The organism is Burkholderia pyrrocinia, assembly GCF_001028665.1.
In the GTDB taxonomy this organism is placed as follows: domain Bacteria; phylum Pseudomonadota; class Gammaproteobacteria; order Burkholderiales; family Burkholderiaceae; genus Burkholderia; species Burkholderia pyrrocinia.
Map to the genome: position 1 here is coordinate 24,180 of NZ_CP011503.1, position 13,418 is coordinate 37,597.

Genomic DNA, 13,418 nt, shown 5'->3' on the forward strand with positions numbered 1-13,418 from the left:
CCCTTATTCCGCGCGCACCGGCACGCGGCCGGCGACCGCGCACATCAGCTCGTAGCCGATCGTGCCGCAATGACGGGCGACGTCGTCGATCGGCAGTGCGTTGCCCCACAGCTCGACGCGCGCACCGACGCCGGCCTGCGGGCACGGGGTCAGGTCGACGGTAATCATGTCCATCGACACGCGGCCGACGATCCGCGTACGGATGCCGTCGACGATCACGGGCGTGCCTTCGGCCGCGACGCGCGGATAGCCGTCCGCGTAGCCGCACGCGACGACGCCGATCCGCATCTGCGCCTGCGCGGAGAACGTCGAGCCATAGCCGATGGCCTGGCCCTTCGCGATCGTTTGCACCGCGATCAACTCGGACGCGAGCGTCATCGCGGGCTTCAGCCCCGTGTCGGCGATATCGGACGACAGCCCGGACGGCGACGCGCCGTACAGCACGATCCCCGGCCGCACCCAGTCGAAGTGCGTATCCGGATGCCACAGTACGGCGGCCGAGTTCGCGAGACTTCGTGCACCGGCGATGTTTTCCGCGCCGCGCTCGAACGTCGCGAGCTGCTCGGCGACGCCGCGCTCGTTGTCCGCGTCCGAAAAATGGGTCATCAACGTGATCTGGCCGATACCGGGGCACGCGCGGGCGCGCTCCCAGGCCGCGCGGTATTTTTCCGGCACGTAGCCGAGCCGGTTCATCCCGCTGTTCATCTTGAGCTGCACGTTGACGGGCTTCGACAGCCGCGCCGTTTCCAGCATCCGCATCTGCTCGTCGTTGTGGACGGTCGTCGTCAGGCTGTAGCGGTCGATCACGTCGATGTCGGTCGACCGGAAGAACCCTTCGAGCAGCAGGATCGGGCCGGCCCAGCCGAGCTCGCGCAGCTTCACGGCCTCGTCGAGGTCGAGCAGGCCGAAGCCGTCGGTGCCGCGCAGGCCGGGAAACGCACGGGCGAGACCGTGGCCGTACGCGTTGGCCTTGACGACCGCCCAGACCTTGGACGGGCCGGCAAAGCGGCGGACGACGGAGAGATTGTTCGCGAGAGCGGCGGTGTGGATGGTGGCGGAGATCGGGCGCGGCATGGGAAATTTACGTAAAGACGCTTGCGAATCATCAGCTTACCGCGCCTTTTGAGCACTGAAGCCGACAACTTGCGGAACGATCGGGGAATCTTGCTAGTCCGAATTGGCGTATTTTCATGTTATAAAGCCGTGCGCACAACCCATTTCGAACGGAATAAGCCGATCGCATATCAGGCGGCCTACGCGGCCCTGCCGCAGCGACGAAAGCATCGCATCAGATGAAAAAAGGTTTTTACACCATCATGGCCGCGCAGTTTTTCTCGTCGCTGGCCGACAATGCGCTCCTCATCGCCGCCATCGCCCTGCTGAAAGACCTCCACGCCCCCAACTGGATGACACCGCTGCTGAAGCTGTTCTTCGTGTTGTCCTATGTGGTGTTGGCGGCGTATGTCGGTGCGTTCGCGGATTCGCGCCCGAAGGGGCGCGTGATGTTCATCACCAACTCGATCAAGGTGGTCGGCTGCCTGATCATGCTGTTCGGCGCCCACCCGCTGATCGCGTACGGGATCGTCGGGTTTGGCGCGGCGGCCTACTCGCCCGCAAAATACGGGATTCTCACCGAGCTGCTGCCGGCCGACCGGCTGGTCGCCGCGAACGGCTGGATCGAAGGCACGACCGTCAGCTCGATCATCCTCGGCACCGTGCTGGGCGGCGCGCTGATCAGCCCGCACATCGCATCGCACGTGATCGCGCACACGCCCGCCTGGATCGGCACGCCTGCAGAAGCGGCGATGGCGATCATCATGGCGATCTACGTGATCGCCGCGCTGTTCAACCTGCGCATTCCCGATACGGGCGCCCGCTATCCGAAGCAGGAACGCGGCCCGGTCAAGCTCCTCACGGATTTCGCCGACTGCTTCATGGTGCTGTGGCGCGACAAGCTCGGCCAGATCTCGCTGGCGGTCACGACGCTGTTCTGGGGCGCGGGCGCGACGCTGCAGTTCATCGTGCTGAAATGGGCCGAGGTGTCGCTCGGCATGTCGCTGTCGGAAGGCGCGATCCTGCAGGCCGTGGTCGCGGTCGGCGTCGCGGCCGGCGCGATCGCCGCCGCCGCCCGGATCCCGCTGAAGAAGTCGCTGACCGTGCTGCCCGTCGGCATCATCATGGGCATCGCGGTGATGCTGATGGCGTTCTACACGCGCGACCTGTTCCCGTCGAACTGGGCCGTGCACTTCGGCCACCTGCGCATGCCGTTCTACCTGATCGTCGCGTACATCTTCCTGATCTGCGTCGGCGCGCTGTCGGGCTACTTCGTCGTGCCGATGAACGCGCTGCTGCAGCATCGCGGCCACGTGCTGCTGTCGGCCGGCCATTCGATCGCGGTGCAGAACTTCAACGAGAACCTGTCGGTGCTCGTGATGCTGTGCCTGTATGCGGTGCTCGTGTGGCTCGACGTGCCGGTCGGCGTCGTGATCGTGCTGTTCGGCACGTTCGTCTGCCTGACGATGTGGCTCGTGATGCGTCGCCACCAGGCGAACCAGCGTCAGTTCGACTCGGTCGCGCTGATCGGCGAATCGCGGCACTGACGCTACACTTCCCGTTTCCGTCCGCCAGCGCCGGTCTTCGAACCGGCGCGTTGCCATCATGACGCACCCGATACCCAACATCCTGACGATCGCCGGCTCCGATTCGGGCGGCGGCGCAGGCATCCAGGCCGACCTGAAGACGTTTTCGGCACTCGGCGCGTATGGCGCCAGCGTGATCACCGCGCTGACCGCGCAGAACACGCGCGGCGTGACGGGCGTGCACGCGCCGGACGCCGCGTTCGTGACCGCGCAGCTCGACGCGGTGTTCGACGACATCCGCATCGACGCGGTCAAGATCGGGATGCTCGCGAACGCGGCGATCGTGCACGCGGTGGCCGACGCGCTGCGCCGTTACGCGCCGCGTTTCGTCGTGCTCGACACGGTGATGATCTCGAAGAGTTCGCACGCGCTGCTCGCACCCGACGCGGTCGACGCGCTGCGCGACGCGCTGCTGCCGCTGGCGACCGTCGTCACGCCGAACCTGCCCGAAGCGGCCGCGCTGCTCGGCGACGCACCCGCGACCACCGAAGACGACATGGTCCGGCAAGGCCGTGCGCTGCTGCAGATGGGCGCGCGTGCCGTGCTGATGAAAGGCGGCCACCTGCCCGACGCGTCCGCGAGCCCCGACTGGCTCGTCGATGCGGCGCGCACCGTGCGGCTCGACGGGCCGCGCGTGCCGGTCAGCAACACGCACGGCACGGGCTGCACGCTGTCGTCGGCAATCGCCGCGCTGCTGCCGCAGCAGCCCGACCTCGAAAGCGCGGTGCGCGAAGCGAAGGCCTACCTGACCGGCGCGATCGCCGCGAGCGGCCGCCTCGACGTCGGCCACGGCGTCGGCCCTGTCCATCACTTCCATCGCTGGTGGTAAGCGGCGCCTGACGCGGCGTCAGTCGTCCTGCGCCGCGAACGCCTGCGCGCGCGCCGGCCAGTCGTCCGGCACGACGAAGCCGCGTGCCGTCTCGCGCCACGTGCCATCGCCGCCCTTCTCATGGATGCCGATCAGGTCGGGAGCCCGACGCGTCGCCAGCACGGGCGGCAGCTCGAGTGCGGCCGCGAGCGGTTCGGGTTCGAAGCCCGCGCCGGCGGCAACGCGCCGCGGCGCGAGCCACGCAAGCCGCGGCAACACGCTCCACGCAACACCGGCACGCTGCGCGGCCACCCACGCCGGCCACTGCGCGTGCGTCAGCCAGAAACCGCGCGGATGATCCGGCGTGATTTCGGCGGATACCGGCGGCAACGGCACGCCGTGCGGATAGAACAGCCAGCCCCTGATGAACATCTGCGCGTCGGACGGCGCACCGTAACCGAGCAGCGCAAACCCGGCGCGATCACCGAGCCGAAGCTGGTGGTCGAGCAGCCGGCGGCGCTTGCGGTCGAACCGGTCGACGAGATTGGGCCCGACGAAGTCGGCGAGCGACGCGCCGTCGCGCACCGGCGCGCACAGATAGCACTTCACCGCGAGTTCCCAGTGCAGGCGCTGCCCGTCAGGCGCATCGACGAGAAAATCGACTTCGCCGAGCGTCAGGCCGTTGCTGCGCAGCGGGAGATTGGCCGCGACGAGCCGCAGCGACGGTCCGTGCGTGAGGAAATACTCGAGCAGGCATTCGGCGTAGCGGCCGAGCCGTGTGGGCCGCAACCCGGCGAGCGCGCGGTGCAGCGGCTCGGGCTCCGCATCGAGCGCGGCGAGCCAGGCCTCGACGGCCGACTGTCCGGCCGCATCCGCCCACGGATGCGCGAGCGGCGCACCGGGTGCCGCGGTCAGCAGGCTCGGGCTCGCGAGCAGCCAGCCGAGATCGCGAACCGCGGCGTCACGCAGCGTATCGACGAATGCGAACGCCGCGCCGGTCGTCATTGCCCGGCCGGCCCGTTCGCGTCGCTACCCTCTGCGCGCTGGAACGTGTCGCGCGCGAGGCACAGGTCGGCCCACGCCTTCGACTTGTCCTGCAGGCTGCGCAGCAGATACGCCGGGTGGTAGGTGACGATCACCGGCACACCTTCGTACGCATGCACGCGGCCGCGCAGCGACGCGATGCTGGCGTCGGTCTTCAGCAACGTCTGCGCGGCGAAGCGCCCGAGCGCGACGATCAGCTTCGGCTTCACCAGCGCGACCTGGCGCTGCAGATAAGGCTCGCAACTTGCGACCTCGTCCGGTTCCGGGTTGCGGTTGCCGGGCGGCCGGCACTTGATCACGTTCGCGATGTACACGTTGTCGCCGCGCTTGAGCGCCAGCGACTGCAGCATGTTGTCGAGCAACTTGCCGGCCTGGCCGACGAACGGCTCGCCCTGCTTGTCCTCGTTCTCGCCCGGCGCTTCGCCGATCAGCATCCAGTCCGCTTCACGATCGCCGACGCCGAACACGGTGTTGGTCCGCTTCTCGCACAGCCGGCAGTGCGTGCAGTCGCGCACGCGCGCGGCCAGCGCATCCCAGTCGAGCATCGCAACCGACGTTGCGGCGGGACGCGATTCGGCGGCCGGCGCGGGCTCGCCCGGCGGCGCCGCGTCGAACCACGCGAAATCGTCTTCTCCGGCAGGCGGCGCGTCGTCCATCGGCGGCATTGCATCGGCGGAACCCACCGGCGCGAGCGCGCGATCGCCATCGACGACACGGCGCGCCGGTATGCCCGAAGCCGGTATGCCCGACTCGCGAGCCGGCGAAGCCTCGGCGGCACGCACGACGGCCGGCGGCGCATCGTCTTTCACCGGTGCACGCAGCGCGCGCACCGGCGGATCGGATGCGCCAGCGGAAACGTCGTCCGCCGCAGCGGTTTGCGCCACGGCGGGCGCGTCGGCTGCCGCGCGCTGCCCGCGCCGCACCCAGATCTGCGCGAGGCCCATTTCCTCGAGCGATGCTTCAGCCCACGCCATGCGCGCCCCCTTCGTCCTTGTTCAGCGTCAGACGCATCACGATCGCGTCCTCGCGGCTACGATGCTTCGCCGGATAGTAATTCTTGCGCCGGCCGATCGTCACGAAGCCGAACCGCTCGTACAGATGGATCGCGCGCGGATTGGACGGCCGCACCTCGAGCAGCACGCCGTCGAGCCGCTCCGCGCGCGATATGCGCACGGCCTCGCGCAGCAGTGCGAGGCCCGCGCCCGCACGCTGCGCGTCCGGCGCGACGCACAGGTTCAGCAGATGCATCTCGTCGACCACGGGCATCAGCACGCAATAGCCGATCAGCGAACCGGTCACGTGCCGCATGCACACGCCCAGATAGCCGTTGCGCAACGAATCCTCGAAGTTGCCGCGGCTCCACGGGAATTCGTACGCGACCTGCTCGATCGCGACGACCTCGTCGAGATCGGCATCCGTCATCGGCGCCAGATAGCGGTCGCTCAGCAGTACACCCGTCATCCCTTCGCCCCGCCCGTCTGCGCGGCCCGTGCCGCAACCCGCTCGGCAGTCGTCTGCGCGACCTTGTCGCGCACGTATTCGGGCGCCGCCTGATCGGCCGGCACCGTGCGCCCGGCGCGGAACGCGCGCAGCGCGGCATGCGCGACCGCCAGCGCATGCGGCAATGCTTCGCCGTCGATCACGGCCGCGCGCGCCGCGGCCGGCAACTGCGCGCCGAACGCGGCAGCCGCATTGCCCGCGAGCGTGAACGGCGCGTCGGGCACGCCGACGGCGCCCGGCGCGTCGAGCGACGCCGGATGCACCGTGCGCCAGTCGCCGGCGCTGTCGTCCCACGCGAAGTCCGCCCAGTAGGCTTCGTCCATCCGCGCGTCCAGCGCGGCAAGCACGCGGGTCGTGCCGGGCGCGCGCAGCCGCGCGTGCTCCGCGCACGCGAGCAGCGTGCCGATCGGCACGACCGGCAGCCCGCGCCCGAATGCGAGGCCCTGGGTAATGCCGGTCGCGGTGCGCAGGCCCGTGAACGAACCGGGGCCCGCGCCGAATGCGATCGCGTCGCAATCGGCGAGCGTCAGCCCGGATTCGGCGAAAAGCGCCTGGATCGCCGGCAGCACGCGCGTGCTCGACACGGCGCCCGTCAGTTCGTGGCGGACCCAGGTTTGCGGGGTGGAAACGGCGTCGTCGGCATGGGCCGAGCGCAGCAGCGCGACCGAGCAGTATTCGGTCGACGTATCGATGGCGAGGAGCACTGTTTGCGTCATGGCCGACATTGTAATGCGGCGCCCCGCTCCCACGGGCGATCGGGCCCGATCTGTGCGCGCGCTCGGCGCCGGCGGCGGTTTGGAAGGATCGCTCGACCCCGCGCGGCGGCCCGCTTGTTAAGATCGCCCGACCTGAAACCCTTACGGAGACACCCGATGAGCGAACTCACCGCCCAATTCGACCAGGCCCAGATCGACGTCAAGCAACTGACGGAACGGCCAGGCAACCTGACCCTGCTGCGCCTGTACGCGCTCTTCAAGCAGGCGACCGACGGCGATGCGCACGGCGACAAGCCCGGCTTCACCGACATCGTCGGCAAATACAAGTACGACGCATGGGATGCGCTGAAGGGCACGTCGCAGGATGCGGCGAAGCAGCAGTACATCGAACTCGTCGAATCGCTGAAAAACGGCACGGCTTCCTGACCGAACCACGCCCTTCGCAATAGGCAATCAAATCAGTGGCGCAGCGCAGCAAATCTCTTTATAATGCGGCCTGCGTCACCTCCCGCGCTCGGCTCGCAAGCCGTTCCGGCCAGACGCCTCGTAGCGTTAAGCTCCAATCCGGTTTAGAACCTGTCCCCTCCTGCTTCGACCCTCGCGGTCGTCACTTATCAGGCTGGCGGCCCCGCTCCTGAAGCGCGCCGCACCCAAAACAGCTTCTAATGCCTCATCCGCCGACTGTTCGGCGGATTGCACCCGTTTCCCGATTTGCTCGCTGAATCCGACGACTTGGGTATGCGCGATTGGCGCCGACGTTTCACCCACTGTGTTTCAAGGATTGTTATGACTTCGAGCATCAACTCCAGCCCGCTCAACGCGATCGCCGACCAGGCGCTCGGTCTCGACGACGCCGCCGTACCGGCCGCGGTCGAACCGGCGTCGGACGAGCCGAGCTTCGCGTCGCTCGGGTTGTCGCCGGAGATCGTCTCCGCGCTGGAGGCCGCCGGCTATGTGAAGCCGACGCCGGTCCAGCAGCGCGCGATTCCGGCCGGCATCGCCGGCCGCGACCTGCTGGTGTCGAGCCCGACCGGTTCGGGCAAGACGGCCGCATTCATGCTGCCCGCGATCGAACGTTTCGCGCAGCTCCAGAAGACGCTGGCGCAGCAACCGCGCGCACCGCGTGAGCCGAACCAGGGTGACCGCCGCGTGCGCCGCCCGCAACCCGTCGCGCGCCCGGGCCTGCTCGTGCTGACGCCGACCCGCGAACTCGCGATGCAGGTCACCACGGCCGCATCGACCTACGGCAAGCACCTGAAGCGCCTGCGCACGGTCAGCATCCTCGGCGGCGTCGCCTACGGCCAGCAGCTGATGCTGCTCGCGAAGAACCCCGAAATCCTGGTTGCCACGCCGGGCCGCCTGCTCGACCACCTCGAGCGCGGCCGTATCGACCTGTCCGAGCTGAAGATGCTCGTGCTCGACGAAGCCGACCGCATGCTCGACATGGGCTTCATCGACGATATCGAAACGATCGTCGCCGCGACGCCCGCGACGCGCCAGACGATGCTGTTCTCGGCCACGCTCGACGGCAAGATCGGTTCGCTGACGAGCCGCCTGCTGAAGGATCCCGAGCGCATCGAGATCCAGCAGCGCCTCGAGTCGCGCGCGAACATCGCGCAGACCGTGCACTACGTCGACGACCGCGACCACAAGGATCGCCTGCTCGATCACCTGCTGCGCGACGACGCGCTCGACCAGGCGATCATCTTCACGGCGACCAAGATCGACGCCGACCAGCTCGCCGGCCGTCTTGCCGACGCTGGCTTCGAGTCGGCGGCGCTGCACGGCGACCTGCCGCAGGGCGCGCGTAACCGCACGATCCGTGCGCTGCGCGAGCGCCGCGTGCGCGTGCTGGTCGCGACCGACGTCGCGGCACGCGGCATCGACATCCCGGGCATCACGCACGTGTTCAACTACGACCTGCCGAAGTTCGCGGAAGACTACGTGCACCGTATCGGCCGTACGGGCCGTGCAGGCCGTTCGGGCACCGCGGTGAGCCTCGTGCACCACGCCGAACAGGGCGCGCTCAAGCGCATCGAGCGCTTCGTGCGCGCGCCGCTGCCGGTCAACGTGATCGAAGGCTTCGAGCCGCGCAAGGCTCCCCCGCGCAACGGCGGCACCGGCGGCCGTGGCCGTCCGGGCGGCGGTAACGGCGGCGGCCGTCGTTTCGGCGGCAAGCCGGGCGGCGGTCATGGCGGCAACGGCCGCAGCTACGGCGGCGGCAATGGCGGCGGCTGGAGCGGCAAGCCGGGCGGCAGCCGTGACGGCGGCCCGCGTCGCGACGGCCAGCGCAGCAGCGGCCCGCGCCGCGGCAATTCCGCGTCGTAAGCACGCACGGGCGGCCGCTGGCCGCCCCACGGATGGCGTCCCCCGCCAATCCAGCCAACCGGCGCACTTGCGCCGGTTTTTTTTCGCCCCGCGGCACATTTCACGATGCGGAAAATTTTTTTGCGTCGTAAAAAATCATGTTGCGTGGCACAACCCGTGCGATTGCGGGATGGGAAAAATCATTTCTTATCCCGAAATTGCACATTCAAGATATTGATTAAAAACAACTAAAAATTTACGCACTTCCTGAGACAGCCGCTGTTTCGCGTCAGTCGATTTGCCTAAACTCTTATACAAGACTTCGCGAAACGGAACGCATCGCTCCCCCGCTTCGAGAACGGCATCACCACCGTCAGATTCGAACCATTTGGCAACACACAGCATCAAGGAGCTCATCATGTCGCGTCAGCAACAGGCACAGGAACTGCAAAGGCAATGGGAAACCGATCCGCGCTGGAAGGGCATCAAGCGCGGCTACTCGGCCGAGGACGTGGTCCGCCTGCGCGGCTCGATCCCCATCGAGCACACGCTGGCCAAGCACGGCGCGGAAAAGCTGTGGAGCCTCATCAACAACGAGCCGTTCGTCAACGCACTCGGCGCGTTGACCGGCAACCAGGCGATGCAGCAGGTGAAGGCCGGCCTGAAGGCCATCTACCTGTCCGGCTGGCAAGTTGCCGGCGACGCGAACGTCGCGGGCGAAATGTACCCGGACCAGTCGCTGTACCCCGCCAACTCGGTGCCGCTGGTCGTGAAGCGCATCAACAACACGCTGACGCGCGCCGACCAGATCCAGTGGTCGGAAGGCAAGAACCCGGGCGACGAAGGCTATGTCGATTTCTTCGCGCCGATCGTGGCCGACGCGGAAGCCGGTTTCGGCGGCGTGCTGAACGCGTTCGAACTGATGAAGGCGATGATCGAGGCAGGCGCCTCGGGCGTCCACTTCGAAGACCAGCTCGCGTCGGTGAAGAAGTGCGGCCACATGGGCGGCAAGGTGCTCGTGCCGACGCGCGAAGCCGTCGCGAAGCTGTCGGCTGCGCGTCTCGCGGCTGACGTGATGGGCACGCCGACCGTGCTGGTCGCACGGACCGACGCGGAAGCGGCCGACCTGATCACGTCCGACGTCGACGACAACGACAAGCCGTTCCTGACTGGCGAGCGCACGGTGGAAGGCTTCTTCCGCACGAAGCCGGGCCTCGAGCAGGCGATCTCGCGCGGTCTCGCGTACGCGCCGTATGCCGACCTGATCTGGTGCGAAACCGGCAAGCCGGATCTCGAGTACGCGAAGAAGTTCGCGGAAGCGATCCACAAGCAGTTCCCGGGCAAGCTGCTGTCGTACAACTGCTCGCCGTCGTTCAACTGGAAGAAGAACCTCGACGACGCGACGATCGCGAAGTTCCAGAAGGAACTCGGTGCGATGGGCTACAAGTTCCAGTTCATCACGCTGGCCGGCTTCCATGCGCTGAACTACTCGATGTTCAACCTCGCGCACGGCTATGCCCGCACGCAGATGAGCGCGTTCGTCGAACTGCAGCAGGCCGAGTTCGCGGCAGCCGACAAGGGCTTCACGGCCGTCAAGCACCAGCGCGAAGTCGGCACCGGCTACTTCGACGCGGTGACGCAGACGGTCGAGCGCGAAGCATCGACGACCGCGCTGCACGGCTCGACCGAAGACGAACAGTTCTTCGACGGCAAGAAGGTCGCGTAACGCGCGCAGGCGTCATGCCGATGCCCGCCCCGTCTCGCGACGGCGCGGCATCGGCCACCGAACAACAATCAGGGAGGAAGACGGCAGGCGCGCGATGCAGATCGCGCGACCGGCCGCGCGGCCCGCGGGCCGCCAGCAACGACGCGCGCCGGCTTTCGTCCGGCGCGCCCTTTTTCTGCAATGCCGATCCTGCTGCCACCTGCGCGGCCGCAACCGGCACCGCCCTACCGATACACGATCACCGGAATTTTCGTATGGGTCAGCACGCGCTGCGTCTCGCTGCCGATCAGCAGGCTGCCGAGCCCGCGACGTCCGTGGGACGCCATGAAGATCACGTCGCAACCGCCGCGTTCGGCCGCCTCGATGATGCCGAGATACGGCGACGGATGCACGCTGGTCCACGTGTCGCAGACGACGCCGGCCGCCGTCGCGGCCGATTCGACCTCGTCGAGATGCGCGCGCGCCTCGCGCTCGCTGCGCGCCCGGAAATCGGCGGGCGGCTCGATGATCACTTCGGAAAACGGCGAGTACGGATACTGCGGCAGGCACGCGTAGGCCGTCACGCGCGCGCCGACCGCGCGAGCCAGGTCGATCGCGCCGTCGATCGCTTTCTGCGACAGTTCGGAACCGTCGGTTGGAACGAGGATGTGCCGGAACATCGCGCCCTCCTTCGTCAATCGCACTCCGCGCGCCGCGATCCCATCCGGGCCGACCGCGATGCGTCGCGCGTGCCTCTTACGATTGTAGTGTGCGAAACCGCGCAACCGGCACCGGCAGCGGGTTCGCCCTCATATCGGAAACGCGCGGGCACGCGCGGCCTACGCTTACTACTCGCCCCAATAACCGGGCCGCTCGTACGTGTGCTTCAGGTAATCGAGAAACAGGCGGACGCGCAACGGCAGGTGCCGGCGCTGGGGAAATACCGCATGGATGCCGATCGGCGGCGCGGCGAATGCGTCGAGCACGCTGACGAGCCGGCCGGCCGCGATGTCCTCGCCGACTTCCCACCACGAGCGCCATGCCAGACCGTGGCCGGCGAGACACCATTCGTGCAGCACCGCGCCGTCCGAGCACTCCATCGTGCCGTTCACGCGAATCGACACGACCTTGTCGTCCTCCTGGAACGCCCAGCCGCGTTGCTGGTTCGCGTTCGCCGCGAGCGCGAGGCAGTTGTGCCGCGCCAGCTCCGCGAGCGTGAGCGGCATGCCGCGCCGCGCGAGATACGCGGGAGACGCGACGCACACGCGGCGATTCTCGCCGAGCTTCAGCGACACCAGCGACGAGTCGGGCAGCTCGCCGAGCCGCACCGCGCAATCGAACCCCTCGTTGACGAGGTCGACCATCCGGTCGGACAGGTCGAGCGTGACCGACACGTCCGGATGCCCGACGCTGAATTCGGGCACGAGCGGCGCGACGTGCCGCCGGCCGAAACCGGCCGGCGCGGAAATGCGCAGGTGGCCGCTCGCCTTGACGCCGCCGGCGGACACGCTCGCCTCCGCATTCTGCATGTCGTTGATGATCCGCTGGCAATCCTCGAGGAATGCCGACCCCTCGAACGTCAGCGTGAGCTTGCGCGTCGTGCGCACCAGCAGCTTGACGCCGAGCCGCTCCTCGAGCGCGTCGAGGCGGCGGCCGATGATCGCCGGCGCGACGCCTTCCGCGTGCGCGGCCGCCGACAGGCTGCCTTTCGCCGCGACCGCGGCGAACGTTTCGATCTGTTTGAACCGGTCCATGACTCGCAGGGACGGCGCTGCCGTCCTTCAAATAGCTTAAGCCGCTCAAGATTAGGTATATGAAAGTAAAAGATCAAGTGATGATTAGCGTCTTTTTTAGACCCTACGATCACGAATAGAATCGACTCGACCTCTGAAACTGGAGCGCAAGGCTATGTCGGCCACAACGACACTCTCCTCTCCCGACGCAATCCTCTTCGACGCATTCGGCACGTTGTTTGACGTGCATGCGGTCGTGGCCGCGGCAGAGCAGATGTTCCCCGGTCACGGGGAACGGTTATCGCAGCTGTGGCGACGCAAGCAAATCGAATACTCGCAGCTGCGCACGCTCGCCGATCCGGCCGGCGCCCGCTATCGCCCGTTCCGGGACATCACGCTCGACGCGCTGCGGTTCGCCGCGCGCGCGCTCGGCCTCGCGCTGAACAGCGCGGCCGAGAAGCGGCTGATGGACGAATACGCGTGCCTGTCCACCTATCCCGATACGGTGCCCGCGCTGCGCAGGCTGCATGCGCTCGAGCCGCGCCCGCCGCTCGCGATCCTGTCGAACGGCAACCCGCAGATGCTCGACATCGCGATCAAGAGCGCCGGCATGTCCGGGCTGTTCGATCGCGTGCTGTCGGCCGACACCGTGCGCGCATACAAGCCGAGTCCGGCCGTCTACGCGCTCGGCACCGCCGCGTTCGGGCCGAACCCGCGCGGCATCGTGTTCGTGTCGTCGAACGCCTGGGACGTCGCCGGTGCCGCGTGGTTCGGCTATACGACGTTCTGGCTCAACCGCACGGGTGCGCCCGCCGAGGAACTCGGCGCGCCGCCCGACGGCACGGGCACCGGCATGGCCGACCTGCTCGCATTCCTCGCCACCCCGGCTCCGTCCGGCAGACACGCAAACCGCACGCGCCCCGGCCCGGGTGCATGACGCTCGCAGCGCTGCCGCCTTCCCCCTTC

At 67.9% G+C, this 13,418-nt stretch carries 13 protein-coding genes; 6 read left to right on the forward strand and 7 right to left on the reverse strand.

Annotated features, from left to right (window positions below):
- Positions 1–3 precede the first annotated feature (3 nt).
- The gene (alr, locus tag ABD05_RS00095; RefSeq protein ID WP_047898428.1) at positions 4–1,074 is read right to left on the reverse strand and encodes an alanine racemase; all 1,071 of its coding nucleotides are present in this window, start codon (positions 1,072–1,074) and stop codon (positions 4–6) included.
- 218 nt (positions 1,075–1,292) lie between these two features.
- Here alr and lplT point away from each other — a divergent pair, with 218 nt between their 5' ends.
- The gene (gene lplT / locus ABD05_RS00100; protein WP_047898429.1) at positions 1,293–2,600 is read left to right on the forward strand and encodes a lysophospholipid transporter LplT; all 1,308 of its coding nucleotides are present in this window, start codon (positions 1,293–1,295) and stop codon (positions 2,598–2,600) included.
- Positions 2,601–2,658: 58 nt separating this feature from the next.
- Positions 2,659–3,468 carry a bifunctional hydroxymethylpyrimidine kinase/phosphomethylpyrimidine kinase gene (thiD, locus tag ABD05_RS00105; RefSeq protein ID WP_047898430.1) on the forward strand — a complete coding sequence of 270 codons (810 nt, stop codon included), beginning with the start codon at positions 2,659–2,661 and terminating at the stop codon, positions 3,466–3,468.
- 18 nt (positions 3,469–3,486) lie between these two features.
- Here thiD and ABD05_RS00110 read toward each other — a convergent pair whose 3' ends face one another.
- The 4 genes from ABD05_RS00110 to tsaB are packed head-to-tail and all read right to left on the reverse strand — an operon-like array spanning position 3,487 to position 6,716.
- Complete coding sequence (locus tag ABD05_RS00110) at positions 3,487–4,452, reverse strand: DUF1853 family protein (protein WP_047898431.1); 966 nt, start codon at positions 4,450–4,452, stop codon at positions 3,487–3,489.
- A complete protein-coding gene (locus ABD05_RS00115; RefSeq protein ID WP_047898432.1) occupies positions 4,449–5,465 on the reverse strand; it encodes a uracil-DNA glycosylase in 1,017 nt (338 codons plus the stop codon). Before ABD05_RS00115 ends, ABD05_RS00110 begins: the two co-directional genes overlap by 4 nt.
- Positions 5,452–5,952, reverse strand: a complete 501-nt coding sequence (gene rimI / locus ABD05_RS00120; protein WP_047898433.1) for a ribosomal protein S18-alanine N-acetyltransferase — start codon at positions 5,950–5,952, stop codon at positions 5,452–5,454. Before rimI ends, ABD05_RS00115 begins: the two co-directional genes overlap by 14 nt.
- Positions 5,949–6,716 carry a tRNA (adenosine(37)-N6)-threonylcarbamoyltransferase complex dimerization subunit type 1 TsaB gene (gene tsaB, locus ABD05_RS00125; RefSeq protein ID WP_047898434.1) on the reverse strand — a complete coding sequence of 256 codons (768 nt, stop codon included), beginning with the start codon at positions 6,714–6,716 and terminating at the stop codon, positions 5,949–5,951. The genes rimI and tsaB overlap by 4 nt, the downstream gene beginning before the upstream one ends.
- 147 nt (positions 6,717–6,863) lie before the next feature.
- Here tsaB and ABD05_RS00130 point away from each other — a divergent pair, with 147 nt between their 5' ends.
- The 3 genes from ABD05_RS00130 to aceA all read left to right on the forward strand — a co-directional run bounded on the left by ABD05_RS00130 (position 6,864) and on the right by aceA (position 10,740).
- The gene (locus ABD05_RS00130; RefSeq protein WP_011352486.1) at positions 6,864–7,133 is read left to right on the forward strand and encodes an acyl-CoA-binding protein; all 270 of its coding nucleotides are present in this window, start codon (positions 6,864–6,866) and stop codon (positions 7,131–7,133) included.
- Positions 7,134–7,493: 360 nt separating this feature from the next.
- The gene (locus ABD05_RS00135; protein WP_047898435.1) at positions 7,494–9,035 is read left to right on the forward strand and encodes a DEAD/DEAH box helicase; all 1,542 of its coding nucleotides are present in this window, start codon (positions 7,494–7,496) and stop codon (positions 9,033–9,035) included.
- A gap of 397 nt (positions 9,036–9,432) precedes the next feature.
- The gene (gene aceA, locus ABD05_RS00140; RefSeq protein WP_047901011.1) at positions 9,433–10,740 is read left to right on the forward strand and encodes an isocitrate lyase; all 1,308 of its coding nucleotides are present in this window, start codon (positions 9,433–9,435) and stop codon (positions 10,738–10,740) included.
- A gap of 224 nt (positions 10,741–10,964) precedes the next feature.
- Here the strand turns inward: aceA and ABD05_RS00145 are convergent, their stop codons facing one another.
- Both ABD05_RS00145 and ABD05_RS00150 read right to left on the reverse strand, forming a co-directional pair.
- Positions 10,965–11,399, reverse strand: a complete 435-nt coding sequence (locus ABD05_RS00145; protein ID WP_047901012.1) for a universal stress protein — start codon at positions 11,397–11,399, stop codon at positions 10,965–10,967.
- 168 nt (positions 11,400–11,567) lie between these two features.
- Complete coding sequence (locus ABD05_RS00150; RefSeq protein WP_047898436.1) at positions 11,568–12,473, reverse strand: LysR family transcriptional regulator; 906 nt, start codon at positions 12,471–12,473, stop codon at positions 11,568–11,570.
- 154 nt (positions 12,474–12,627) lie between these two features.
- Between ABD05_RS00150 and ABD05_RS00155 the strand changes: the two genes are divergently transcribed.
- Complete coding sequence (locus tag ABD05_RS00155) at positions 12,628–13,389, forward strand: haloacid dehalogenase type II (protein WP_047898437.1); 762 nt, start codon at positions 12,628–12,630, stop codon at positions 13,387–13,389.
- Positions 13,390–13,418 lie beyond the last annotated feature (29 nt).

Coding starts and splice junctions, on each gene's coding strand:
- lplT (WP_047898429.1), top strand. CDS start 1,293: ATGAAAAAAGGTTTTTACACCATCATGGCCGCGCAGTTTTTCTCGTCG.
- aceA (WP_047901011.1), top strand. CDS start 9,433: ATGTCGCGTCAGCAACAGGCACAGGAACTGCAAAGGCAATGGGAAACC.
- ABD05_RS00115 (WP_047898432.1), bottom strand. CDS start 5,465: ATGGCGTGGGCTGAAGCATCGCTCGAGGAAATGGGCCTCGCGCAGATC.
- ABD05_RS00135 (WP_047898435.1), top strand. CDS start 7,494: ATGACTTCGAGCATCAACTCCAGCCCGCTCAACGCGATCGCCGACCAG.
- thiD (WP_047898430.1), top strand. CDS start 2,659: ATGACGCACCCGATACCCAACATCCTGACGATCGCCGGCTCCGATTCG.
- rimI (WP_047898433.1), bottom strand. CDS start 5,952: ATGACGGGTGTACTGCTGAGCGACCGCTATCTGGCGCCGATGACGGAT.
- ABD05_RS00155 (WP_047898437.1), top strand. CDS start 12,628: ATGTCGGCCACAACGACACTCTCCTCTCCCGACGCAATCCTCTTCGAC.
- ABD05_RS00130 (WP_011352486.1), top strand. CDS start 6,864: ATGAGCGAACTCACCGCCCAATTCGACCAGGCCCAGATCGACGTCAAG.
- ABD05_RS00110 (WP_047898431.1), bottom strand. CDS start 4,452: ATGACGACCGGCGCGGCGTTCGCATTCGTCGATACGCTGCGTGACGCC.
- alr (WP_047898428.1), bottom strand. CDS start 1,074: ATGCCGCGCCCGATCTCCGCCACCATCCACACCGCCGCTCTCGCGAAC.
- ABD05_RS00145 (WP_047901012.1), bottom strand. CDS start 11,399: ATGTTCCGGCACATCCTCGTTCCAACCGACGGTTCCGAACTGTCGCAG.
- tsaB (WP_047898434.1), bottom strand. CDS start 6,716: ATGTCGGCCATGACGCAAACAGTGCTCCTCGCCATCGATACGTCGACC.
- ABD05_RS00150 (WP_047898436.1), bottom strand. CDS start 12,473: ATGGACCGGTTCAAACAGATCGAAACGTTCGCCGCGGTCGCGGCGAAA.